Origin of the sequence: Neorickettsia findlayensis, from assembly GCF_009856525.1 — a bacterium.
GTDB classification, from domain to species: domain Bacteria; phylum Pseudomonadota; class Alphaproteobacteria; order Rickettsiales; family Anaplasmataceae; genus Neorickettsia; species Neorickettsia findlayensis.
Map to the genome: position 1 here is coordinate 479,822 of NZ_CP047224.1, position 24,767 is coordinate 504,588.

20 protein-coding genes and 2 tRNA genes are annotated in these 24,767 nt (G+C 39.9%); 9 read left to right on the forward strand and 13 right to left on the reverse strand.

Annotated elements, in window-relative coordinates; translation table 11 throughout:
- Nucleotides 1–256 precede the first annotated feature (256 nt).
- The 3 genes from GP480_RS02245 (at nucleotide 257) to GP480_RS02255 (ending at nucleotide 2,498) form a co-directional block, all read left to right on the forward strand.
- Complete coding sequence (locus tag GP480_RS02245) at nucleotides 257–817, forward strand: SCO family protein (protein ID WP_160095499.1); 561 nt, start codon at nucleotides 257–259, stop codon at nucleotides 815–817.
- Between the two features lie 171 nt (nucleotides 818–988).
- A tRNA-Pro gene (locus tag GP480_RS02250) sits at nucleotides 989–1,063 on the forward strand.
- A gap of 25 nt (nucleotides 1,064–1,088) precedes the next feature.
- Nucleotides 1,089–2,498: a replicative DNA helicase gene (locus GP480_RS02255; protein ID WP_160095501.1), complete on the forward strand. Its 1,410-nt coding sequence runs from the start codon at nucleotides 1,089–1,091 to the stop codon at nucleotides 2,496–2,498.
- Between the two features lie 118 nt (nucleotides 2,499–2,616).
- Here GP480_RS02255 and GP480_RS02260 read toward each other — a convergent pair whose 3' ends face one another.
- The 5 genes from GP480_RS02260 to ndk all read right to left on the reverse strand — a co-directional run bounded on the left by GP480_RS02260 (nucleotide 2,617) and on the right by ndk (nucleotide 6,611).
- Nucleotides 2,617–3,135 (reverse strand): HK97 family phage prohead protease, encoded by a 519-nt coding sequence (locus GP480_RS02260; RefSeq protein ID WP_160095503.1) that lies wholly within the window; start codon nucleotides 3,133–3,135, stop codon nucleotides 2,617–2,619.
- A gap of 295 nt (nucleotides 3,136–3,430) precedes the next feature.
- Nucleotides 3,431–4,348: an RluA family pseudouridine synthase gene (locus GP480_RS02265; protein WP_160095505.1), complete on the reverse strand. Its 918-nt coding sequence runs from the start codon at nucleotides 4,346–4,348 to the stop codon at nucleotides 3,431–3,433.
- 128 nt (nucleotides 4,349–4,476) lie between these two features.
- Nucleotides 4,477–5,421, reverse strand: a complete 945-nt coding sequence (gene trxB, locus GP480_RS02270) for a thioredoxin-disulfide reductase (RefSeq protein WP_160095507.1) — start codon at nucleotides 5,419–5,421, stop codon at nucleotides 4,477–4,479.
- A gap of 6 nt (nucleotides 5,422–5,427) precedes the next feature.
- A complete protein-coding gene (locus tag GP480_RS02275) occupies nucleotides 5,428–6,030 on the reverse strand; it encodes a peroxiredoxin (protein ID WP_160095509.1) in 603 nt (200 codons plus the stop codon).
- 161 nt (nucleotides 6,031–6,191) lie between these two features.
- Nucleotides 6,192–6,611, reverse strand: coding sequence for a nucleoside-diphosphate kinase (ndk, locus tag GP480_RS02280; protein ID WP_160095511.1), 420 nt, complete (start codon nucleotides 6,609–6,611; stop codon nucleotides 6,192–6,194).
- A gap of 423 nt (nucleotides 6,612–7,034) precedes the next feature.
- Between ndk and murJ the strand changes: the two genes are divergently transcribed.
- The 3 genes from murJ to GP480_RS02295 all read left to right on the forward strand — a co-directional run bounded on the left by murJ (nucleotide 7,035) and on the right by GP480_RS02295 (nucleotide 11,017).
- Complete coding sequence (murJ, locus tag GP480_RS02285) at nucleotides 7,035–8,543, forward strand: murein biosynthesis integral membrane protein MurJ (protein WP_160095513.1); 1,509 nt, start codon at nucleotides 7,035–7,037, stop codon at nucleotides 8,541–8,543.
- Between the two features lie 272 nt (nucleotides 8,544–8,815).
- Nucleotides 8,816–10,240 (forward strand): proton-conducting transporter transmembrane domain-containing protein, encoded by a 1,425-nt coding sequence (locus GP480_RS02290; protein WP_160095515.1) that lies wholly within the window; start codon nucleotides 8,816–8,818, stop codon nucleotides 10,238–10,240.
- Nucleotides 10,241–10,351: 111 nt separating this feature from the next.
- Entirely contained in the window at nucleotides 10,352–11,017 is a 666-nt protein-coding gene (locus GP480_RS02295) for a hypothetical protein (protein ID WP_185147407.1), read from the forward strand.
- Here GP480_RS02295 and GP480_RS02300 read toward each other — a convergent pair.
- The 6 genes from GP480_RS02300 to GP480_RS02325 form a co-directional block, all read right to left on the reverse strand.
- Nucleotides 10,990–11,571: a hypothetical protein gene (locus tag GP480_RS02300; protein ID WP_160095517.1), complete on the reverse strand. Its 582-nt coding sequence runs from the start codon at nucleotides 11,569–11,571 to the stop codon at nucleotides 10,990–10,992. The two genes, GP480_RS02295 and GP480_RS02300, sit on opposite strands and share 28 nt — an antisense overlap.
- Nucleotides 11,568–12,734 carry an NADH-quinone oxidoreductase subunit D gene (locus GP480_RS02305; RefSeq protein WP_160095519.1) on the reverse strand — a complete coding sequence of 389 codons (1,167 nt, stop codon included), beginning with the start codon at nucleotides 12,732–12,734 and terminating at the stop codon, nucleotides 11,568–11,570. The genes GP480_RS02300 and GP480_RS02305 overlap by 4 nt, the downstream gene beginning before the upstream one ends.
- 79 nt (nucleotides 12,735–12,813) lie before the next feature.
- Nucleotides 12,814–12,886, reverse strand: a tRNA-Asn gene (locus GP480_RS02310).
- Between the two features lie 260 nt (nucleotides 12,887–13,146).
- Nucleotides 13,147–14,394, reverse strand: a complete 1,248-nt coding sequence (gene serS / locus GP480_RS02315) for a serine--tRNA ligase (RefSeq protein WP_160096102.1) — start codon at nucleotides 14,392–14,394, stop codon at nucleotides 13,147–13,149.
- A gap of 229 nt (nucleotides 14,395–14,623) precedes the next feature.
- On the reverse strand, nucleotides 14,624–15,541 hold the full coding sequence (locus GP480_RS02320; protein WP_160095521.1) for a tRNA (adenosine(37)-N6)-dimethylallyltransferase: 918 nt from the start codon (nucleotides 15,539–15,541) through the stop codon (nucleotides 14,624–14,626).
- Between the two features lie 13 nt (nucleotides 15,542–15,554).
- Nucleotides 15,555–15,866 carry a hypothetical protein gene (locus GP480_RS02325; protein ID WP_160095523.1) on the reverse strand — a complete coding sequence of 104 codons (312 nt, stop codon included), beginning with the start codon at nucleotides 15,864–15,866 and terminating at the stop codon, nucleotides 15,555–15,557.
- A 444-nt stretch (nucleotides 15,867–16,310) separates the two neighbouring features.
- On the opposite strand from GP480_RS02325, the gene ccsA reads away from it, so the two are divergent.
- Nucleotides 16,311–18,122 carry a cytochrome c biogenesis protein CcsA gene (gene ccsA / locus GP480_RS02330; protein ID WP_164500979.1) on the forward strand — a complete coding sequence of 604 codons (1,812 nt, stop codon included), beginning with the start codon at nucleotides 16,311–16,313 and terminating at the stop codon, nucleotides 18,120–18,122.
- On the opposite strand, the gene GP480_RS02335 is transcribed toward ccsA, so the two are convergent.
- Complete coding sequence (locus tag GP480_RS02335) at nucleotides 18,116–19,111, reverse strand: hypothetical protein (RefSeq protein WP_160095525.1); 996 nt, start codon at nucleotides 19,109–19,111, stop codon at nucleotides 18,116–18,118. The genes ccsA and GP480_RS02335 overlap by 7 nt on opposite strands.
- Nucleotides 19,112–19,844: 733 nt before the next feature.
- Here GP480_RS02335 and ruvA point away from each other — a divergent pair.
- Nucleotides 19,845–20,426 (forward strand): Holliday junction branch migration protein RuvA, encoded by a 582-nt coding sequence (gene ruvA / locus GP480_RS02340; protein ID WP_160095527.1) that lies wholly within the window; start codon nucleotides 19,845–19,847, stop codon nucleotides 20,424–20,426.
- A gap of 394 nt (nucleotides 20,427–20,820) precedes the next feature.
- The gene (gene ruvB, locus GP480_RS02345) at nucleotides 20,821–21,798 is read left to right on the forward strand and encodes a Holliday junction branch migration DNA helicase RuvB (protein WP_160095529.1); all 978 of its coding nucleotides are present in this window, start codon (nucleotides 20,821–20,823) and stop codon (nucleotides 21,796–21,798) included.
- Nucleotides 21,799–22,028: 230 nt separating this feature from the next.
- Here ruvB and GP480_RS02350 read toward each other — a convergent pair whose 3' ends face one another.
- A complete protein-coding gene (locus tag GP480_RS02350) occupies nucleotides 22,029–24,734 on the reverse strand; it encodes a 2-oxoglutarate dehydrogenase E1 component (RefSeq protein WP_160095531.1) in 2,706 nt (901 codons plus the stop codon).
- Between the last annotated feature and the right edge of the window lie 33 nt (nucleotides 24,735–24,767).

A 24,767-nucleotide genomic window follows, 5' to 3' on the forward strand; every position in this document is an offset into this window, starting at 1 on the left:
TTTATCTTTACTTTGTAATTGAAACTATTCGATATCACAATGTTTGCAAAGCTCGATCTCCAAAGGATATTTATCTTTACAATTAAAGTATTACTTTAATTGTAAAGATTCACGCAATAATACTCTAATGTATTACTTTAATATACTCAAATAAAGCCCCTTTTCACCTGCATCATCAATACTGCTAATATTCTTTTACTTTTAGAAAAATCTCAGCTATAAAGGAAATAATCTATATACGTATGACAATAAAAAGATGAGCAGTAAAATCGACTTTATTTTCAAATTGCTGAGCTTTACCTTGCTTATTGGAACCTCATATCAAGCAGAAGCCTTCACAAAAGAAATTACGACCTCACAAATAGAAATAGGTGGAACCTTCAAACTAACTGACCAGAATGGCCATCAAGTCAGGAATGATATACTAAAAGGAAAATATACCCTCGTACTTTTTGGCTTTAGTAGATGCCCACATATTTGTCCTGGACAATTAGCTCTACTGGAAAAAACGCTTGATGCGTTCCCAAAACTTCAAGCACTTTTTATTACTCTAGATCCCACAAACGATACAGTGGAAGTGCTAAACAAATTCAGTCAGTCGTTTCATAAGCGAATACTCATGCTTACAGGCACAAGTGATATGATAGAAAAAGTTGTCAATGACTACAAAGTTTATGTGGCAGCAGATGAAGATCCTGAAAAATTTAATCATTCAGCCCTCATCTATCTCATGGGATTAGATGGTCGTTATATCAGTCATATATCACCTCGTAGCGAGGATGAACTACTCGCATTTGTGGGTCACTATACGAAATGATGCACTCTGGTGTAGTTTGAGTTGTTACATAGGCAGTTGAGCTTCTATGTGTGACACAGTTATCCATTTCATCTTTTTAACGACTGGGTTTGTGAGTTGGTCGACAAAATTAATGTATGAGCTACTGAATTGACTATAAATAAGCTTTGATTTAGAATCTCGAGCTGTGTGCGGAGTGTAGCACAGCCTGGTTAGTGTGCTTGGTTTGGGACCAAGAGGTCGGGGGTTCGAATCCCTCCACTCCGACACTTTTCTGTATTATCGAGAAGCATTGAGTAATCTTTCCGCTGAACTTCCTAACAATATTGAAGCAGAACAGCTGATACTCGGCGCTCTACTCACTAACAATGATGCTTGCGATGAAATAGAAGAGGTCATTTCGTCATCTTCTTTTTACGCCCCAGTGCATAGAAAGATCTTTGAAATTGTGCTTCACCTTAGATCAAAAGAACTTGTCGCCAATCCTGTAACCCTAAAGAATTATCTTGAATCAAGTAATGAATTGAGCGCCATTGGTGGTCAAGAATATCTGCTCAATATCATTGAAAAAGCCAGTATTGTAGTGGACGTATCAAGTTTGGCACGTGTGATACAAGAGCTTTATATAAGAAGACAATTAATCATTTTGGCACAAAAAATAATTTCTAGTGCCACAGGTGAACAGAGCAGTACAACTACAAATGAGCAGATAGAAGAAGCTGAACGTTCTTTGTTTCAACTTGCAAGCTCAGGTGAACTTGATCCATCCTGCTTACATATTTCTAAACCGATTGAAATCGCAGTTGAACGAGCAAAAATTACTTTTAAGGCAAAGGCTCCGTTTCAGAATACTTCCACTGGTTTCAGAGACATAGATAACCTTTTAGGCGGACTGCAAAATTCAGACCTCTTAATAATCGCAGGACGTCCATCTATGGGTAAGACATCTTTAGCCATAAGTATGGCTCTAAGGGTAACTAGAGAGCTACAGAAGAAAGGAATGTCCGCGTGCTTTTTCTCTTTAGAAATGTCAGCTGATCAAATTGCTTCTCGAATGCTATCTGTGCATTCCGGAGTCGATGCATTCAGTATTAGAACAGGTAAAAAGTTTTCTGAAGAATCACTGAAGAAAGTTATTGAAAGTAGTAAAGAGTTATCGGAATTACCCCTTTTTATAGATGATACTGCTTCTGTATCAATTTCAGCACTGCGCACAAAATTACGCAGACTACATAGAAAGGCAAAACTTGGAGCTGTCTTCGTAGATTATTTGCAACTTTTGAGAGGCTCCAAGGGTACGGAGTTCAATAGGGTACAAGAAGTCTCCGAAATCACTAAGGGGCTAAAATTAATCGCTAAGGAACTCAATGTGCCGATTATTGCCCTATCGCAGCTCTCTCGCCTGGTTGAACAGAGAGAAGACAAGCGTCCGCAACTTTCTGACTTGAGAGAGTCGGGCTCAATAGAACAAGACGCAGACGTTGTAATGTTTGTTTTTCGCGAAGCCTACTATATGATGCGCAAACAACCTCCAAGTGATGATGAAAATTATGAGAATTGGCAATTCAAGATGGATGAAGTAAGAAACAAAGCCGAGATAATAATAGCAAAACAAAGGAACGGTCCAGTTGGGACCGCCCTACTTTTCTTCGATCAGTCAACTACAGTCTTTGATGATCTAGCGCTTTTTTCGGATAATTGACAGACACTGTTGATACACCTTTTCGTGTTACCCCATAAACTACTCCTTGAAGAGTTCACTTCTTAAAACCATAAGGCGTAAAGCCAAAAGAAACACGTGTGGAGACAACAACGAAGTTTTAGGCAAACTCATTTCTTGTTGTTTCTATTAGTCTTACTAATCTTGCCTTTAGCAACTGATCCGCGTCATGTCGACTTTTCACAGAGCTTACCCTTGCATACTTGTTTGCCGGGAAAGTCACAAGGCTTACCTCCATGAGTTTCACAGCCGTTATAATTCTTGCTCCCGTATGCTTATCCATCTTATATTTTTGTGGTACGTATCCAATTGACAGCCCGTTTAGGACTCCTGCCTTGAGCAACTTGTATGCTTCATACCCCTGATTTACCTCCATAATTATGTGACCTTTTAAATAAAGTCCTTTCTCAGTTTCCTGCATTTCAAGAACTTTCCCAATAGGTTGATCTTGCCTGTGCTGCCACAAAAGTGGTACACACTTCGTCAAGTCAAAAGCACCTCCACTGATAATATCTCCTTGTTCATCAACTACATCAAAGACACTAGCGTAACCATAAAAAACACCTTCTTCGTTGAGGTTCTTTGTATCAATGTCGAAAATAACTTTTTTTTCAATCACAATTGCGCGTGTATAAGAAAAGCATCATTTTAATTGAAGAACTTTCTCAAGGTAAGCAAATCACGTGAATCGTATTCCTGTAGATCGCGATTAGCATCGTCATTATGCATAACCGCTTTCATAGAAGCGCACCCTTACAACGGACGTTTTCACTCTACTTTTGCGCGATATTGTTATTGCTCTACGCATGCCGTAAAGAATACTTACCCGTTAATGGGACCTTTTCAGGGCTAACTACCATAAAAGGTGTTTTAAGTGAAGATCTCCAAATATACGAATACGACATATGTATGTGTCACATTGTCGTGAGATTTTCGGCAAAATGAACTGGCAGCTCTGCGGTTACTTTTATAACTTTTCCAAAAATCTCAAACTCTATCTCGCATGCATGGAGACATAGTTTCTTATTCACAGAGCACCCTAAGAATGCTTCTCTTCTTCCATATTTTCCATCATTTAATACCGGATGCCCAATACTTGCCATTTGGCTTCTAATCTGGTGTTTTCTTCCAGTTAAAGGAAAGAGTTCCACTAGTGACGCATTTTTGAATTTCTTGATCACGTGAAACTGTGTAATAGCATGTTCACCTTTGCTAATATTGTTGCACTGCATCACTTCTTCACCCTTAAAAAGGACTTTGTTTATGTAGCAATCAACTTCACCTTTTTTTTCTTTCAACTCCCCGATCACTATAGCAAGGTACCTTTTTTTGACGAGCCTATTCGAGAACAATCGCCATAACTCTCTAGCTGCATCCACGGTCTTTGCGAACATAAGTACACCAGTAGTATATTTATCAAGCCTATGAACAACACGATATTCAGGATTGAGAGATTTCATTGCATTATCTATGCTTACTGTAATCCCGCGACCTGACTGAACAGGAAATCCAAATGGCTTATCTATGGCTAATACATTTTCGTCCTCGTATAACACACGTGACGCAATAAACTCGACAAACTTACCGTCAACTACATTTGGGTTATAACTCGGTATTTCTCTGGGTGAAGATAAAATTTGCAGAAAATTAGCACTAAGAGTCAGTGAATCGCCTTTTAAAACAGCAGTAGAAGCTTTAACCACAGTATCATTAAGCTTGACTGCTTTCTTTCTCAATGCTTTTTGAAGCGCAGACTGAGGAAACGAACCAAATACACTTCTTAGATATTTATCTAATCGTCGACAGTCATTTTCGACAATAAAACTTTTCACTAGACTGAATTACCACCCAAAGGACTATGATGCTACTCAAAAAGTAGACACGCTAAAGACAAAAACACAGACACGGGTTCCACAGCTTGCACGCATACTTTACAAGTTAATGCACAAGGGACACAAAACTATACGCAGTCGAGAAACTTTATGGCATCAATGGCAGCCATACAACCGGTGCCAGCTGCGGTAACAGCTTGTCTGTAGATGGGGTCCTGAACATCGCCGCATGCAAAAATGCCGGACACACTAGTCGAAGTACCTGAACCGGACGTCTTTATGTACCCAGCAAAATCCATCTCTAGAATACCACTGAACAGTGCGGTGTTTGGTGCATGACCAATGGCAACAAATACTCCAGAAATAGGTATCTCCTTAAAAGTACTATCTATCAATGAGCGGACGCGCACACCCGTTACCTCAGGTGGCGAATCGCATCCAAGGACCTCATCAAGAACAGAATTCCAAATTAACTCTACCTTCGCATTTGCAAAAAGGCGCTCCTGGAGAACAGCATCTGCTCTAAGACGGTCCCTACGGTGAAGTAGGTAAACCTTTTTAGCATGCCTTGTAAGATAGAGTGCCTCTTCTACAGCGGTATTTCCACCACCAACAACAAGTACGTCCTGATCGCGAAAAAAAAAGCCATCACACGTCGCACAGCCAGAAACACCATAACCCTGGTATTTCTTTTCGCTTTCAAGACCCAGCCACTTAGCCTGCGCACCAGTCGCGACTATAATACTTCTAGCACGATATTGATTTCCGCTCTCCCCACGAAGAATAAATGGAGAACTGTATGGAGCCTCAATTTGCGAGATGTGGTCATTAACAAAACTGCACCCAACATTCGCAGCTTGCTGCTGCATTTGCTCCATGAGCCAAGGCCCTTGTACGGGTAAAGCAAAACCCGGATAATTTTCGACCTCGGTTGTGGCGCTAAGTTGCCCACCCGATTGGTTTCCGCTGACGACAATAACACTAACGGATGCACGTGCCGCATATATTCCAGCCGTACACCCAGCTGGACCAGACCCGATTATTAATACATCGCTTTCAAGAACATCACGCATCTCTACTCAAAGCTCATCCCTATTGGAAGCCAGATAATCAGAAACACTCTCATGCGTCGCTTTTATCGCTTCCTTGCCCTTGCTCCAACCCGCCGGACAGACCTCACCATTTTCGTCACTATACTTGAGCGCATCCAAAGTACGAAGAACCTCATCTACGTTCCGCCCTACGTTCAGATCATTAACATGAGCAACTCTGATAATAAAATTTGGATCTATAATAAACGTACCACGAAGAGCAACTGCATCGTCTAGCAAAACCTGGTAGTCACGTGAAATAGACTTAGTTATGTCTGAAACCAGAGTGTAACCAATACTCCCTATTCCCCCGTCTTTTACAGGCAGGCTGCGCCATGCAAAGTGCGAAAAATGAGAATCAACACTAACACCTATGACAACCGCGTTTCTCTCGATAAACGCAGGAATCCTATTACTGAAGGCAATAATCTCCGTTGGACAGACAAAAGTGAAATCCAATGGATAAAAGAATAGCACCCCATACTGACCAGACAATTCACGCTGAAGATTGAAATCATCACAAAAGGAACCATTCTTGAGTACAGCTTTTGCTGTGAAATCAAATGCTTTCTTACCAACTAAAGTAGACATATCAATAAGACCACCTATAAGAAGTGGATTGTATACCATTTACCATGAGGCTTAAAGTATCCTAAAAGTTTTTTGTTTCACACACCAGTAATGCGAACCCAAACCATCCCACACTCGAACTTTCGCTCAAAATAGGAATATCACTCAGAATAATCGTGATATCACCTTTCGAAGATCTCGCACCGACTAAAAAAGAATGCAATTTCAGCTTCAGCATTCTCCTCACTGTCCGAGCCATGAACGCAGTTTGCATCTATACTCTCAGCAAAGTCACCACGAATCGTTCCCTTAGCAGCCTTCTTTGGATCTGTCTCGCCCATAAGCTCTCTATAGCGATTAACTGCATCATCTCCAGATAATACTTGAACCACAACAGGAGCAGATGTCATAAAGTTAACCAGGTCGTCGAAAAAAGGCCTAGCCCTATGGATCACATAAAAAGCTTCGGCCTGCGCACGCGTCAGATGAAGTTGCTTCATCGCAATGATCTGTAGACCCGCAGCCTCAATACGGGCATTAACCTCACCTATTATATTCCTGGAAATAACGTCTGGCTTGAGAATGGACAAAGTTTTTTTCATAACTAGTGCTAAAACGCTCTTTTTGACAACCAAAGGGATCGGACCTGATGAATCAACAAACCCACAACACTTTTGTACACTACTATACTTTACTCGCGATACTCTACTAAACCATCAACCGCGCATCGAAGAATTAGATGAATTTGTATAAAAACACCCGCTGGAACACGCAAAATATATGAGCATACCAGCGTATCTTGCAACAAAACTGCCCTCAATGCAACAGTAGTGTAATTTAACATATCAAATGCTACACATATTTATCAAATGCTACACATATCTTGTGTACAGAGATAAAGAAATGGTTCATCACCTTTTTCGTAAAAAGTCCACCTGTTAAAAGGGCAAAAAAAATTGAACAATTTCCTACTCACGTTATCTTCTTTCTTTTGAAAGAAGATTTTCGTCCACTCAGAATGAATTATGAGAAAATATTTTTCAATTCCAGGTATCGTAATTTTCCTATCGAAGGCCTTGCACTTGATTAGGGATATGCTAATCGCGGTAGTCTTGGGAACTTCACTTTTTGCAGATGCTTTCTTTGGAATATCAAAAATCCTAAGTCTAACAACCTCTCTATTTGCAAATGGTGTTTTCTCTGCAGTTTTTTCTCCGATCTTTTCGCAGCTCTTGAAAGAGGATCGTAATTCAGCATTGCAATTTTCACATGAAATTCAACTGATACTTGCTTTCATGGGAGCTGTTCTATTTATAGCTGTAGAGATATTTACAGAGAAAGTTTTGTTTTGTCTGATGCCAGGAATGCTTTCTTCTTCCGTAAGAGATTCCTTTATTACAACTGCGAAAATTGCCTTTCCACTGATTCTTTTTATCCCGCTTACATCACTTTACTACTCAATGCTATGTGCACGAAGAAATTTTACCTTCGTAACCCCACACACGCTTATAACGAATACCATCTTAATTTCAGTAATCCTTTTTACAGGGAACAATAATGTCCTTCTCTTACCTAATATGGGCTGTGCTATCGCGTTATCTGGGATGATACAGATGCTTATCTTTTTATATCAACTTGAAAAAAGTGATCTCATCCCCGTTCTTAAACAATTTTCACTCAGTAAGAATGTAAGGAACTTTTTCAAATGCTTTATCCCCTCAGCACTTGCATCAGAAGCACATCAAATAAATGCTTTAGTTAGCATTTTTTTTGCCAGCAAGATTCCACAAGCAATCTCCTCGCTATGTTACGCAGAGGGAATAATTCAGCTGTTTTTCATTCTCACCAATACATCACTTCAGAAAATAACTCACTCTTCAATTGTACGTACACAAAATATCAAGGAACTACTAGAAATACAGAATAAAACCTTTAAAACGAGGATTACCACATGCATCCTCGTGACAATCATATTAGTTTTCATGGCAGAGCATATCACTACATCATTGTTTTTACTTAGAGGAAAATTTGACATTCAATCTGCAAAATACACGACGCATCTGTTACAGATACTTGCTTGTGCCATTCCGGCACATCTTTTGAATAAAATCTTCTTAGAACCGTTTCTTGCTCTTAATAAACTAAGAGCTCCAATGAGCTTTATAATTGCTTCAGTGGTCTTAAACACCATTATGAACATACTCCTAGTACCATACTATTCGTATATCGGAATAGGAATAGCCTTGTGTACCTCAACATGGCTAAATACGCTTTTAATCGTCGTTTACTTAAAGAAAAAGCAAATATTCATCCTGAGAGAGAAAATTCCATATTTACTGACTACGATTTTTCTTCCGGCTTCCATAACAATTTTCTTCATACAGATTTGCGAAGCATTCATAGAGAGCCATCCGGGCATATCAACAATCTATCCGCTAAGGCTGGCTTCTTTAGCAATCGTCTGTACATCAAGCATATTCATCTACTATTTTTCGCTTTCGCGGCTTAAAAAAATTGCATGCAAAGGAAAGTGATTATTGAACACAATCATTTCGCAAACGTCTATTACCATAGAACGCTTTGAAAGTACGGACTGAAAAGCAACAGAATAACTTCAAATAAAGCGAACAGCATTATAATGGAACAACAAAACTGTCAATCGTTCAAAAACGTGCTACATAACCTTTTCTATTTTTGGTAATTTCGCCACATAATTTTATTTGCTCTTCACACAAAACCTACCTTACAGTAGGCAATTCACAAAATTTCCATATGCTTAAACAAATAGATAAGTTACAAGCGAGAAATGAGCGAATCGTGTTTTTTATGGGTTGCTGTGCTGGCACACTTGTTCGCATTTTTGCTATATTCCACAGCAGGACGCCACAAGCCCGTTTTTTATTATACAATTAGCACCCTCACCGCGATACTAAGTTTTATTGCTGCAGCAGTGCTAGCAATAAAAGGTAAGCCACTTATTATTGAAGTATTTCAAATCACACGTCACGTAGGAATCGCCTTCGGGTTGGACAAAATTACACTGATGTTTGCCCTGTTATGCTCGCTACTCAGCATACCAGCGACAATATACGCAATCAGTTATATGTATGCAATCAAAGGGAAAAGAAAGGCTAGATTTTTCGCGCGGATTCACCTTTCACTTGCCATTACTATGCTTTTAGCATTCTCAGGAAACTTGCTGACAATGTTTATTTTCTATGAGCTACTTACCCTCGCGACCTACACACTTGTAAATCATGACAACACAGAAAATAGCTTCAGAGCTGCACGAATCTACCTAGCTTATTTAGTTCTTCCATCAGTCGGATTACTACTACCTGCAATTCTTATCACATACAAAATTACCGGCAGCTTCACCTTTGATGAAAGCTTACATATCAGCATTGTTGGACTCCCGAGGTTAGCATTATTCTTGATGTTCGCATACGGAACAGCAAAAACTGCCATCTTTCCTTTACATGGTTGGTTACCAAAAGCAATGATTGCACCAACTCCTGTAAGTGCGCTGTTACACGCCGTTGCAGTTGTCAAAGCTGGAATATTTTGCATGCTGAAGGTGGCGAAATACGTTTTTACAATATCCGACCCGGCAAATGTGATTCTCATGACACCAATAACTTGTATTTATGCCTTTACAATTATCTTCGCATCTGTCGTTGCACTGAAAAAACACTCCCTGAAGGAGATCTTAGCTTATTCGACTGTTAGTCAACTCTCGTATATTGGAATTACTTTAAGTATATTCACTGAAAACGCATTCAATTATGCAATTTTATATATGGTTCTACATGCCTTTGCAAAAATAACCCTTTTTTTTACTGCAGGAGCTATGTACGCAAGAACCGGGAAGACAAGCTCAAAACAACTTCATGGAATAGGAAGAGAGATGCCTGTGGCGATGTCCTCCTTTTCAATAGGAGCATTGACAATGATAGGACTCCCACCTACTGCAACCCTTTTATGCAAGGCCGACATTTTATCAGAGGCGTTGGCACAATGTAACTACATACTCATTGTCACCTTAGTTATCAGCACTGCACTTAATTGCGGATACTTTCTACCGATTATCTTCAATGCATTTTTCTGTGAACCTATAGTGGCCCCTGCTACGGGGAATACTATGACTAGACAGAAATTGGATCCGCTTGCCCTGTCATATTTTTTTACTGGAAGTATCTGTGTCGTTCTTTTTATATACAAATTTTTTTAAAAACAACAGTGCTTATGCAACAGCAAAATAAACATCAAGACCTTCTACCGAGTAGCTGTAAATATTCATTTAACCAGGTAGTTATATGATTTCGGTTACTTAAACAACAAGATGCTTTTTTACAGGGTACTTTTATTTTCGTATCTGATCGATTCACTGCTTACATTAATCCCAAAACTGATACTAACAGTAGCATACCTTTTTTTCTCAAGTGTGATACTTATTGCATTTCTCACAGCTAGTATTTCCACTACTAAATATGCAATTCTGAATCCAGGTGAGAGCCTTCACTATCTACTTGGGTACCTGAAATGGATTTGGCTCAATAATAGACATATCAGCCTTGAGCACTTTTTTTATACACTTGTTTCATTTACTACACCTTATTTGAGTTGGAAATGCGTAAAAAAAATAGCCAACACAACAATAAGAAAGCTCAGAAAAAGTGGAAAACAATACCTGAAAAGTCTAAAACCACAAATATTAAAAAAGCTATTATATAAGTGTGCGCAATATCGTATGAAGCAAGATACACCCACATGGAAAAAGAGCGTAAACCATGAGAAAGATCGTAGTAGAACACTCAGTGAAACACGCTCTTATCTTTCGTACACTCATGATGATGCACCATCAACGCGTCCGTCACACAAAAACAGACATGTACATCAGCAAACAGATCTGCAAGGAATAAGTAACAATACTGCTCCAAGAAATACAAACCCACTGAATACAAGTAAAGAAAAACAGGGTCACGAATCAGATACAGAACGCTCATAAGAAAGAGCGTCTAAAAGCCTATTAGAAAGGCTCCTAAGATACAGATTCACATCAACAGATGCTCCTATGTTACCTAAAGACATCTCTGCATTATCCACTTTGCCATCTAAAAATTGTATAACCGCATCCAAAAACTGTGAGGTAGAGGTATAGATAAGATGATTCTCGACATGCCGATTGAGCAATTCGAGGTTCAACTTAGAAAATTCACGAATGTACACATAAGGTGAATTGAGGTAAACAAAGTTGTACAACTCTTTCCTCTTCGAATCATCTAAATACTCAGGTGGAAGCTTAGCAAGGTGGATAGCAGCAATACTTGCATAGGGCTGATGCTTTGCAGCCACGATACTCTGTAGTTTTCCTTTCAAATCATGCAGATTTTCTGTGCTGAGAGCATTGTAAAGCAGTATACTTTCCCTCAGCGCTGGAGCTTTGTCAAAATGTTTATATAGAGCAAAACTACTCAGGCCAATAGCACACACAAAAAGCACTAGCGACACCAAATAAAAACTTTTGCTTCTCTCAAAAATCATGCCGTACCAATCGATCATCTATCCACCTCACCAAAAACAATATCCAATGACCCAAGAATAGCAGGTACATCAGCAAGAAGATGTTTCCGAGAAAGAGTATCAAGAGCTTGTAAATGAACAAACCCAGGTGCACGGATCCTACAACGATAAGGCCTATTCGTGCCATCAGAAACAATGTAAACTCCAAACTCCCCCTTCGGAGACTCTACTGCAAAATAGGCCTCTCCCTCTGGAACATGATAGCCCTCCGAATAAAGCTTGAAGTGATGAATAAGAGCCTCCATAGAAGTTTTCATCTCAGCACGACTCGGTGGGGCAATTTTCCTATCATCCACGACAACTGGCCCTTCTGGAAGCCTCTCTATACACTGCTTGATGATTTTAACTGACTCATACATCTCAGCCATTCTCACCAAATATCTATCGTACGAATCACCGCAATTTCCTACCGGGATCGCAAAATCCAATGACTCATACACTTCGTATGGCTGACTTCTGCGTAGATCCCAAGGTATACCAGAAGCACGCAAAACCGGTCCAGAGAAACCAAGCGCAACTGCTTCCTTTTTACTTACTTTACCTATGTCAACCAAGCGTTGCTTAAAAATCGGATTATCTGTAAGAACATCCGCCACATCATCAAGCTTATGTGGGAAACTTTCTAAAAAGGAGATTATCTCCTCATCGAGACCATCCGGTATATCTGCAGCAAGCCCACCAGGACGTATATACGCAGCATGGAACCTCGCCCCAGAAGCCTTTTCATAGAAAGAAAGCATCTTTTCACGCTCCTCGAACATCCAAAACAAGGGGTTCATAGCACCTACATCGAGTGCGTGAGTAGTGACATTCAACAGGTGATTCAAAATACGGGTTATCTCAACAAAGATTACCCTTAGATACTGTGCTCTAGGGGGTACAGTAATGCCGAGCAGTTTTTCCACGCAAAGCGAATAGGCATGCTCCTGCGCCATCGGTGAAACGTAATCCAGCCTATCAAAATAGGGTAAAGCCTGAAGATATGTTTTATGCTCTATCAGCTTCTCAGTTCCCCTGTGCAAAAAACCAATGTGCGGATCAAGGCGTTCAACTGTTTCTCCATCAAGCTGCATAATCAGACGAAGCACCCCATGCGCAGCCGGGTGCTGAGGCCCAAAGTTAAGCTCCTTTATTACGGTCATACCTAATACAAATATGAAAAAGAAAGGGCACTGTGTAACCCGGATACCAACTGTAGCTCGAAACCAGCAGAATCAGACGCTCCTCGGGCCGGGCTCGAACCAGCGACCCTGTGGTTAACAGCCACATGCTCTACCAACTGAGCTACCGAGGAAACTCCCAGGATTCTACTATAAAAGCCACGTTGAAACAAGAGGAAATGCAAAACGCATTTCAGGACTTTGCTCCACATCCATAAGTGTGAGAACACGTTTCTGATCAAATATTTAATAATCTAAATCCCATGAAACACACTTTATTCAACTGATTTTTGTAAAGCTAAACAGCTCTCTCTGAACGCCGCATCTCAATAACATTAACAAATTTAAAATGCACCCCTCATCTCACAAGCAAGTATTACAGCAAACAACTTACCTACCTGATAAAATCAGTACCGAAACTGCTTCTCAAGACTTCTGGAACTTCAATAGAACCATCATACATCTGATAATTCTCCAAAATTGCAACGATAGTTCTACCAATAGCAAGAGAGCTCGCGTTCAGTGTGTGCAGAAAGCCCTTTTTCTTCTTGAATTTATACTTAATTGCTAATCTTCTAGATTGAAAATCTCCACAGTTGGAACAACTAGAAATCTCTCTGTAACAGCGCTGAGATGGAATCCAAACTTCTATGTCATATGTTTTTTTTGAACAGAAGCCGATATCACCCGAACATAAATTGACAACTCGGTATGGCAATTTCAGCTTCTGTAATAGACCCTCAGCTATACATAACATTCGCTCGAGTTCCTCATCCGATTTATCTGGTTCTGTTATCGACAAAAGTTCTACCTTGCCAAACTGATGTTGCCTTATTATACCTTTAGTATCCTTGCCACTGCTCCCTGCCTCAGAACGGAAACATTCACTGTAGGAAGTCATCCTAAGTGGTAGTTCAGCCTCCCCAAAAAAATGATCAGACACAAAGTTTAGCAGAGTAACTTCACTTGTTGGAACCAATCGCATCCCGCCATCTACCCTAAATGACTCTTGGGAAAACTTTGGTAACTGTCCAGCTTTATACATAGCATCTTCTTTTACTAGGTACGGTAGAAAATATTCACGGTGACCATGCTCTATATTGTGCTCAAGCATGAAATCTTTGAGCACTCTAAACAGTCTCGCCCCTTTACCAATGAATCCAGAAAACCTTGCCCCTGAAACCTTCGCAACGTTTGAAAAATCCAATATACCCAGAGCAACACCAAGTTCATCATGGGCTTTGGGTTCAAACCCAAGATCCCTAACCACACCCCATGACTTTACTACAACATTAGAGCTCTCATCTTCACCTATTGGGACGTCTTCAGCCAAAATGTTAGGTAAATCTAACATGATCAATTCAAGCTGCTCACAAATTTTTTGGAGATCCTCCTTAACCCTCAGAATTTCCTTATCTATCACTTTGGCTTTTTCACAGAGCTCATTTTTGTCCTGCTGAATAAGCTGAAAAGATCTCGTCAATTCGTTTTTGCTCGCTTGGAGATTATTAAGTGAAGTTAGACAACTTTTTCGTTCTTCATACAGCGTAACTATAGGTGAAGGATCAAACCTTAAGCCACGCCTCTTCATTGTTTCAGTAAACCCTTTCGGATTAGAGATTATATATTCGAGATCATTCATTATTCGTTTGTCTGTGCAACTCAATGAGAATATACAGCTTAACGTAGTCACTTTGTACTCTTCGGACACGATGTACAGTAACACAGCACTTCTTCTAACAACTTAGCACTCAGAAAACCGCAACAAACCACTAGGGAAGTGCAAATAAGACACTCAAGTGGCTGATTCCATGGGAAACAACTTTTCTCAATAATTCTGTTATTTAGTCCGGTAAACTATCCGCTAGACGCTAGGAAAGTATTTCCATTAAAATATATCTTTCGGCGTCCTGAGGTTGGTTAAAAACCTTAATTCCACTAAACTTATTCCTAAACCAGGTTAACTGCCTTTTAGCATAATTACGAATGCTCTGCTGGCTCATTGCAACCATGTGCTCGAAAGTGATCTCACTCCTTAAATAGGAAGCTATCTCTCTAAACCCGCATATGGTTGTTACCGCACGATTTTTGTGAACCGCCTCATTTTCAATAACTGAAGCTACCTCATCTATCGCGCCTGAATTCACTGCTTCGAGAAATCTCTTATTGATTTTAGAGTAAAGAGAGTCTCTATCTGACGGAACAACGGATATAACGTCAATGCAATCATACGGGATCTTGTATACGGAAGACTCTCGATACAACTCCTGAATCGTCTTACCAGTGTATAGAAAGTATGCAACATCCCTCACCATCTTATATGAATCGCATGAAAACTCCGACAAATCCCTACCTGCTTTACTGACAAAACGCTCAAGAAAACCAGAGGGACCAAGGGAATTAAGCTCTACAGAAAGATCCTGTAAAAGAGAATCAGGTAATGAAGGAAGAAGACTAATTCCATGCATCAAGGAATACACATACATTGGTGTCCCGCCAACAATCAAAGGTACACCTTTCTGCGCCCAGATACTTTGGAGACAAGAAGCACAATCACGCATCCAAGAAGCGACTGATGGAACAAAATCATCAAAAACTGACAAGTACCCGTAAAGCATACCGCAAGAAGCTTGGCTTGTTAAAATGGGCAACTCCCTATAAACCTGTTTTGAATCAGCATTAACAACCACAAGCCTATCAGACACCTTACTGATAGCACACGCAACAGAAGTCTTCCCAGAAGAAGTGGGACCTGTAAGAACGAGAACCCTCCGACTTGTATTGTGCATAGGCAAAGTATTCCTACTGCACCAGCTCCTCTTCCTTCTGCTGAATCTCTTCTTCAGAGTCGCACCCTTCCTGATGAGAATCTCCTTTATTCTTTCTAACACCACGCATCACACCAGTAGGAATCTTCTCAAAGGCCTGAGTCCTGCGATTCCAAAAATACTTTCTCATGATCAACTTAGATTCAAACAAAATAACCTGATCATTACTATCAATCAACATATCTTGATCACCAAGAACAACAGCATTGTAGTACATCTCCTGCAATTTGTTCCTGAAAGCCTGTCTTATCGAATAATCCTCTTCGAATCCTACTTCTTCATTCATACTATTCCTACGATCAAATACAAAAATATAAAGGGCACACTCTATTATAATAAAAGCATATTATCTCATGAATGTAAACATCTATTTAATTAGATCAATTTAATAATTAAGAAAACAACTCTTATCAGAAATATCAAGAGCACCCAAAAGATACCAACAAACCAAAACTCACTCCTATAAAACGCAGAAAGATGCGGGAAAGAGTAGAGGTCCGTACAAATCTTCGGTAATACCTTAAATAACATAAGTTAATATTGAATAAACTAGAAATTCTCTTTATTCTAATAGAGAATGCTTTACTATAGCAACCAACGCATCTTAAAAAAGCCGCTAGACCTACACGAAAAATAACTTATCTTTTTTTAACAGCTGGTCAACTATTTTAGTTAAACAACTTAAATGCGTCATGTATAATTCATAAAGAATACCCCATCGTCCACATTGATGCTGACAACAATCCACTACTATCTTGGAACAACATTACTTTTTCTCGGTTTCCTATCAAGTCTAATGAGAAAACCTGGGATATTATTCCTCTTGAATTCACTTACTTTCATCACTCTTTTTCATGCATATTTATCAGATAATTTCCTCCTTCAGAGCGTATACTCAAGCTCCCATACAAACCTTCCATTTTCTTACAAACTCGTAGCAGGCTGGGCGACCCATGAGGGATCCATGATCCTATGGATCTGGGCACTTTCACTGTACCTATTTGTATTCTCTAAAAAATATAGAGACTCACAAATTTACCAAGCCGTTATAACAATACAATCCTACATTGTATCTATATTCCTGTTATTCACAATTTACTCAAGTAATCCATTCGCACTCTTCATTCTTGCTCCCTCCGAAGGCGGTGGGCTAAACCCGATTCTACAAGATACAGCTCTCATGGTCCATCCACCGATTCTCTATCTTGGATATGTTGGAACTTCAATCTGTTTTTCAATTGCAATAGCAATCTTATTGACGGGAAAATCTGGAAAAGAAGAGTTTCAACTGTTGAACTTCTTTCTTCTACTTGCATTCAGCTTTTTGACATTTGGTATAGCACTCGGTGGATGGTGGTCATACAGAGAACTCGGATGGGGAGGGTTCTGGTCTTGGGACCCGGTAGAAAATATATCACTATTCCCATGGTTACTTATCTTGGGTGCAATACATTCATCATTTCTATCAATCAAAAAAGGAAAATCTCAAGCTCTTTCTGTAGGACTTTCAATCCTTGGGTTTGTTACAGCAACATTCGGTACATTTATCACTAGAATGGGCCTTACAGATTCTCTTCACACATTTAACACAAGTACAGAAAGTGGAATGTACTTACTAACAGTAACTAGTCTATTATCACTAATCTCAGCAATTATTTTCATTGTAAAATTCCGTACTCTTGGTAAAAGTGGCACAAGCAGCAACATCGATAGAGATTCAAGAGACTACCTAATGTCAGCACAGAGTATTCTGTGTCTTGGATTATTTATAGTGTTATTTTTGGCAACATTTGCACCAAAGTTCTCTAAGACATTTGGCTACGATTCCGTTTACATAATGCAATCTTTTTACAACACTGTTTCCGGAGAAGTTGCTGGAACCTTAGCGGTCTGCGTTTGCCTGTTTATTACATTGAAAAGTAAGGAAAGGTACACAAAATTCATCGTGTTAACCCTGGCTGCTATAACGCTTTCATTAGGAAATTTTGTAGACATTCTTACTGCTTCTCTCTCGGTTTCAGGAATGATGACAATGCTTAGCACCCTGAGCAAACATGTAAAAGACCTACAGCAAGAGCGTAGCATAAGAGAACTCTTCACAACAAAAAGGAATGCTTTTTTTCTGACACACTTTGGCTTTGGACTATTTCTTTACGCAGTAGCCGGATTTGGATCAAATTCACTGGAAAAAAAACAATACTTTCAGGTTGGAGAACATCTTACAGTAAAAAACCATGTTATAAAGCTCATAGATTACAGCAAAATCAACAACGATCTTTTTTCCGGTATAAGGGCTGCTTTTACCATTAACGGAAGAGCTAAATTGGAACCAGAATTGCGATTTTATAAGCATGAAAATGCCCTTAACGCGGAGTCAGACACTTTTCACCATCTGTTGAGCGATATACAAATCCTAATAACTGGCATAGACGAAACCCTAGGACTCGCAGTAGAAATTTATTATAGGGACAAAATACAGCTAATCTGGCTGGGACTAGTGCTCATTATATTGGGGACGACACACAAGTTACTAATTCACTGATCTGAAATCGATTGCACTCCAAGAGTTTCTGCACAATCACACTTCTCGATAGCACGTCTAACATCACCGTTTTCGATCTCAAACCGAGTTTCTACATTCACATATTCAATAACAGCGGAAACAGCTTTATGAACACCAAGACAAATCACAAGGGCAACACATACTGCTTTAATAGCAAACCCGAGGGGAAAAGTACCATGAGGATCTTTATCGATCTCGATTACGGCATTTCCTTCCATACCTTGAAGCACTTTAGCAACTGTAGAACAGATTCCTATAAAAAGTGAGAACAGAGGAAGAGAGATATATGAAAACACACCAGCAACTTTGTGTTGCGACTTTTTACTACTGGTAGTGAGATCTTTGCGGCGCCTCTCGTCGGCTACAATTACCCTCAAAACGGAGGCAGCAAGTAATATGGCCAGAGCTACAAGATCTATAAGACATTGGGCACTGAAAGGCATTCCCCAAGATTTATGGAGCGTTCTAAAACCGTAAGGATGAAATATCTCAACAATTATAAGAACCTGGCTAGCAAGGAAAATTGAAGTTGCAAGAATTTCCAATGCAAAGCTCCCATTAACAATTGAAGAAGTACCCTCAGCACAATGCCTTACTGCACGGGAAAGTTCTGTATCAGCGATCTTGTCATGGGAGTTTTCTAATAGCTCGCGTAACTTTGCCTTTTTACGACCGATATACGCAAAAGATACAGCACCAAGAACAAGTGATGTGCACACTAATATGAGTGCTGCGAACTCAACAAAGGTCCAGATTTTACCCTTCAGTTCACTTCTAAATAAACCCCGCTGATTCACTATCGATACAAACGAGACGAATATAAGAGAAGCTATACTCTGAACAACAGCGGAAACCGCAACAACCGCTTCAGCCTTTTTTATCTTTACGTACTGATAAAGTAATTCCGTAGACTGAGTACTCTGAAGACACTTATATTCACTCTTCTTTTTTCTACTATCACTAAACATCAAAACTCTCCAATGAAAGGAAGGTAAATTAACTAACCAGCAAACAGACAGTATGGGAAAGGGTGAAAATCCAAGCCGGATTACTACACAGCATAACAGACACAGATTACAGTCTAAAAGAAAGACCTCTTAGCTCTCCAGCGAAGAGACTTAAAATTTGGTTGTAGTGCCAACTGTAAAGAGTAAGCGAAAGGAAACCTGCAGCTCCTGAACACCCATTAGGTTAATTATAGCATATTTATAAGAAAATAACTCCATAGAGCCATCTTCTACCCCGTGCGGCAATTTTATAATGTGTATGTATAGCCACTAAAACACTAGGATAGGAGATAAATATCAAGATCTATTAATCCTCATTGTACACACGGAGATTAGGCTTGCTATAAATCTACAAGCGTTATCTATGTCCTCTATATCCTCAGCAAAGTTTCAATTTTACTCTCAAAATATAAATTTATCATTCAATTATCATATGTTTTATACTATTATTTTTCAGAACCAAGAGCTTTATAATAAGAAATCTGCTTTATCGCTTGTCTTTTATTGTTCAAACAAATAGAATCGACACATGTTAGAACGTGTGGGTACAGTCCCCATGTATCGTTATTGGCACTATGAGTACCTTTCAGGTTCAAGAAGTAGTGTAAGCGGCTTCTACACTTAATCTGATGGTAAAGTTTACTCTTTATAGGATCACGTCTCTCGTTTCGCTACTGAAATCTTTTCTTCTCATATGATAGGTAAACTCACAGGTATGGTAGTAGACCTATGCCAAGAATCTCTTATCTTAGAGGTAGGTGGAGTAGGATACAATGTTTTTACAACACGTAGACTCATTGACAGTCTTCAGACTGGACAAAACTTATCTCTATACATAGAGCATTATTTCTCGGAAAACGCAAACAAACTTTACGGGTTTGAGTGCAAAAAATCGCAAGAAGTAGCGAGAATGCTGAGTAAAGTAAAGGGAATAAACTATAAGATTGCTCTGAGTCTGCTAAATCATCTCGAACTAGGAGAACTGATCCTAGCAATTCAAAATAAAGATGAATCTCGGTTGAAAATTAAAGGTATAGGAGAAAAGCTAGTAAAACGCATAATCACGGAAACATATGAAGACTTTTCAAAGTTAGGCACATACATTCCTGGAACTGTTTCTTCCGCAAATATAAATAGAGCAAGCGAAGCCGTATCCGCACTAGTAAAGCTGGGTTTTCAACACAAACCCTCCCATAAGGTTGTCATGGAGATTATAATGAACCATCCTACAATTGAAATAGCTGAACTAATAACACTAGCGCTCAAAATGCTGTAGCCTTTGTACAACCAAGCCACCTGCAACTCTTATCGAACTGCACCGCCTTCAACAAAAGCAATGGATAAGATGCTTGGAGAGAAAATGTCTCTATGACTTTAATGATACAGCGAAAAATATAACTCCGCTCAGCAAATTAGTAACACAATTTCATTGCAAAAAAGAATGGTAGCCGCCGATGAAAACCCAATTCTGATTCAATTGGAGTTAGTTTAGCTCAGTATCATTGATATATTACACTAAGGTACCATAGTTATATCGAAAGATGCCTTAATACATCCTAATTCAGCCAAACGTATCAGAAATCCAAGCAAAATAAGACTACCATCACCACTATGTTGCTGATGGAAATTATAGTAAAGTTACGTTAGCTGCTGGGCCTAACGAAGAGAAAGTGCGTAATAGTACATTTGAGCAAGAGGAGACTTTACAGGACCTGTCCATCAGACCGAAGTCTATTAAAAATTTTGTTGGACAGAAGCGCGTCATAGAAAATCTACAAGTTTTTATAGACTCCGCGCACAAAAGAAATGACTCTCTCGACCATGTTCTTTTCTGCGGTCCACCGGGTCTCGGAAAAACAACATTAGCACACATTATAAGCAACGAACTGGAAAGTAGAATACATACAACCGCTGGACCACTTCTTTCAAAGGCAGGTGATATTGCGGCAATACTCACAAACTTGCATAAAAATGATATCCTCTTCATAGATGAAATACATAGATTACCTTCAGCTGTAGAAGAAGTTCTCTACCCTGCTATGGAGGACTATCATCTTGATGTCATTATCGGGGATGGAGCAGCAGCAAAGAGTATTAGAATAAATCTGGCTAAATTCACACTAATAGCGGCAACCACGCGCATAGGGATGCTCTCCAATCCGCTTAGGGATAGATTTGGTATTACCCTTAGGCTTGACTTTTATACTATAAGTGAACTGCTTCAACTTCTTCAACAAGCAGCAGAAAGGTTGTCCATTAATATAGAAAATGCTGCCATCATAGAGCTTGCAAAACGCTCTAGAGGAACACCCAGAATCGCTCTCAGATTGCTTAAAAGGATGCGCGACTTCCTTGAAGTCAGCGATTCTGACGTAATCACTCCCGAATTTGCAGACCTTGCACTGAATAAGATGGAGATAGACCACTTTGGTCTAGACAAGTTGGACTACACCTACATGAACTTCATAGCAAAAAATTATTCTGATAATCCAGTGGGTGTAAAGACTATTGCTGCGGCAATCTCAGAAAAAGAGGATTCAATAGAAGAGTTAATAGAACCATACTTGATAAAAATAGGCTTTCTCAATCGTACACAACGCGGTCGCCGTTTAACTAAAAAAGCATTAGACCACTTATTAAACAATTAACCCCCTAAGGTTACCCCGGCAAAAGGATCAGTATGAAGTACAAACAGATCCTCGGTCTTGTTCCGCGAGCATAAATAACGCATTCGGGGTTCTTCTTAGAAAAGGTCTATACAAGAGGCCCCTTTACAATAAAAGAGCTTGTGTATGAGTAAAACTATGTCTGTAAACTGCAGTTAGACCAACCCACCAAGCCATGAACACTCAACTCAAAAAAACTGTCTTTCCTTCTCCTAAAGGGTAATAGCTTCCCTCACTATAGCAGCTTGGTTAACTATATGATTGTCCATGAAACCTTCTGACGGAACCGGATAGTAATCCCGGCCAATATACCTTAATTTCTTTGAATAGCGCTCCTCAAATACCTGAAACATGAAAGACCAGCCACCCATATTTTTGGGCTCCTCTTGACACCATACGAACTCTGCATCCCTGTACGCATCTAAAATATTACGAATTTCCTGATCCGGAACTGGGTAAAGTTGCTCTACTCTCACGAGTAGTATGTCATGTGACTTGAGTTCTGCCCGAAGGTCATAATAAACCTTACCACTACAGAAAACTACCCTACGGATTATCTTAGCATCACCACAATCACTAATTACGGGCCTGAAGCTCCCTTCATAGAATTCTTCCAATTTTGAAACGGCCATTTTATGTCTAAGAAGTGACTTAGGGCTGAAGACTATCAAAGGCCTTACTATTTCACTAAGCACTTGTCTGCGCAGAACATGAAAAAAATTCGCTGGGGTTGTACAGTTAACTACACGCATATTATTGTCAGCAGCAAGTTGTAAGAACCTTTCAATTCTTGCGGATGAGTGCTCAGGCCCTTGACCTTCATACCCATGTGGAAGCAGCATAACTAAACCACTTCTACTGAGCCATTTTGACTCAGCAGAGGAAATAAATTGATCTATAATAATCTGCGCACCGTTTGCAAAATCACCAAATTGTGCTTCCCATAAAACGAGTGTCTTTGGATTAATGAGGCTATAGCCATACTCAAACCCCAATGCAGCATACTCAGATAATGGAGTAGCAACGACTTGCATTTTTGCTACATCGGAAATGTTATTTAGCAGGCACAGCTCTTCCCCTGTAGACTGAGATGTGAGAACAGCATGCCTATGCGAAAAAGTACCCCTTTTACAATCCTGTCCGGCAAGCCTTACTGACATCCCGTCATGCAGTATCGTGGCAAAAGCAAGATTCTCTCCATTTCCCCAATCTATATCACATTCAGCCATAATGGTTTCCTTCCTCCGTACGAGCAACCTCAGTACCTTGGAATTAACATCAAACCCTTCAGGAACACGGTTAAGTCTTTCAGAAAGAGAAAGAAGAACTTCCTTAGGCACTTTCGTTTCCACTCGAGGCTCATCACTACCTTCTTGCCCAACATATCGCTCCCAACCTTTCTGGATCAAACCCTCATAGCTAGGTTTATAAGTCTTAGCTTCCTTCAGCTCCCTATCAAGAAGACCTCTGAAATTTTGAGTAAGCTCTACAAATTTATCTCGTGAAATAATACCTTCCTTTATAAGCTGCTCAACGTATATATCAACCGACCGCTTATGCCTCTCAATCACGTCGTACATTTCTGGCTGAGTGAACTTTGGTTCGTCTATCTCATTATGTCCATAACGACGGTAAGAGACTATATCAATTATAGCGCTTTTATTGAATGCATTTCTAAACTCCGCAGCAAGCAAGGTGACATAGAATACTGCTTCTGGATCATCTCCATTGACATGAAAAATAGGAATATCAAACGCCTCTCCAATAAAGGAAGGGTAACACTGCTTTCTTGCATCCCGTGGTGGAGTAGTAAAGCCTATTTGATTATTAAGTATAATGTGGATCACACCTCCTGACTCATAATTAGGTAACTCCTCCAAGAGCATGGATTCATATACCACTCCCTGCCCAGAAAATGCAGCGTCACCATGTAAAAGCACAGGGAAGACTACCGCACCGAAATCCCTAGAACCACGCGCAGCACCAATAAGCACAGGGTCAACAGCATCTAGATGAGATGGATTATGCAATAACCTCACAAATATAGTCTTTTCGCTCAGGAAGGACTTCCGCTCACAAGAAAAACCATAATGATATTTCACATCACCGTGGATTTGACATTCTTCCGGGAATGGTGACTTACCCTCGAAACCACTAAATAGAGCCCGATACTTTTTCCCGAATGTATTAACCAAGGCATTCAGCCTCCCCCTGTGAGACATCCCGACTGTGACATCCGTACACCCAGCATCAGCTGCAGCTTCTATTATGGACTCTAGTGCAACTAGAGCAGTATCACATCCCTCAACAGAAAAGCGTTTAACACCTCTAAACTTGGTGTTAAGAAATTCCTCGAGCCCATTTACCTTTATCAGGACATTTAGAAGAGCAAGCTTATGTGATGTATCCAAAGCTATGCGGCAAAATGGTCTCCCTTCAAGCTTCTCTTTGAGCCAAGTAACCTCATTATTATCGCTTAGATGCATAAACTGCACCCCAATATGTCCACAATAAACAGCACGCATTTCACGTGTGACCTGTTCCACTGTAAGCCCACTTTGAAGAACACGCGATACATCACTCAATCCATGAAATTCGGGATGAAGTTCTGACCTCACTACCGGCTCAACCAGCCCAAGAAGATCCAAATCAGCGGCGAGATAGCCAAACCTTCGGTAAGCATCCTGTAATTCTCTGATTTTTACATCAAGTAGAAATTGCTTATTAACCGTAATTTCTCCAACAGCACCCTTATCTTTCGGGACAAATGGTACATTCGAGGACACATTTTGACTCTCAGAACGCTTTGTACGATCTACTGAGCTGAAGAAAGCTCTCCAACTTGGATCAACAGAATTCGGACTATCAAGATAGGCTTGGCGAACTTTTTTCAATAACTCATCATCTGCGACTTTCATGCACTTTCCCTTTATGCACCCTAGAGGTGCTAC

Bases quoted from the DNA above. Each gene is read 5' to 3' on its own strand.
- GP480_RS02245 (WP_160095499.1), top strand. From the start codon at position 257: ATGAGCAGTAAAATCGACTTTATTTTCAAATTGCTGAGCTTTACCTTG.
- trxB (WP_160095507.1), bottom strand. From the start codon at position 5,421: ATGCGTGATGTTCTTGAAAGCGATGTATTAATAATCGGGTCTGGTCCA.
- GP480_RS02275 (WP_160095509.1), bottom strand. From the start codon at position 6,030: ATGTCTACTTTAGTTGGTAAGAAAGCATTTGATTTCACAGCAAAAGCT.
- ndk (WP_160095511.1), bottom strand. From the start codon at position 6,611: ATGAAAAAAACTTTGTCCATTCTCAAGCCAGACGTTATTTCCAGGAAT.
- murJ (WP_160095513.1), top strand. From the start codon at position 7,035: ATGAGAAAATATTTTTCAATTCCAGGTATCGTAATTTTCCTATCGAAG.
- GP480_RS02290 (WP_160095515.1), top strand. From the start codon at position 8,816: ATGAGCGAATCGTGTTTTTTATGGGTTGCTGTGCTGGCACACTTGTTC.
- GP480_RS02295 (WP_185147407.1), top strand. From the start codon at position 10,352: ATGCTTTTTTACAGGGTACTTTTATTTTCGTATCTGATCGATTCACTG.
- GP480_RS02300 (WP_160095517.1), bottom strand. From the start codon at position 11,571: ATGATCGATTGGTACGGCATGATTTTTGAGAGAAGCAAAAGTTTTTAT.
- GP480_RS02305 (WP_160095519.1), bottom strand. From the start codon at position 12,734: ATGACCGTAATAAAGGAGCTTAACTTTGGGCCTCAGCACCCGGCTGCG.
- serS (WP_160096102.1), bottom strand. From the start codon at position 14,394: ATGAATGATCTCGAATATATAATCTCTAATCCGAAAGGGTTTACTGAA.
- GP480_RS02320 (WP_160095521.1), bottom strand. From the start codon at position 15,541: ATGCACAATACAAGTCGGAGGGTTCTCGTTCTTACAGGTCCCACTTCT.
- GP480_RS02325 (WP_160095523.1), bottom strand. From the start codon at position 15,866: ATGAATGAAGAAGTAGGATTCGAAGAGGATTATTCGATAAGACAGGCT.
- ccsA (WP_164500979.1), top strand. From the start codon at position 16,311: ATGCTGACAACAATCCACTACTATCTTGGAACAACATTACTTTTTCTC.
- GP480_RS02335 (WP_160095525.1), bottom strand. From the start codon at position 19,111: ATGTTTAGTGATAGTAGAAAAAAGAAGAGTGAATATAAGTGTCTTCAG.
- ruvA (WP_160095527.1), top strand. From the start codon at position 19,845: ATGATAGGTAAACTCACAGGTATGGTAGTAGACCTATGCCAAGAATCT.
- GP480_RS02350 (WP_160095531.1), bottom strand. From the start codon at position 24,734: ATGAAAGTCGCAGATGATGAGTTATTGAAAAAAGTTCGCCAAGCCTAT.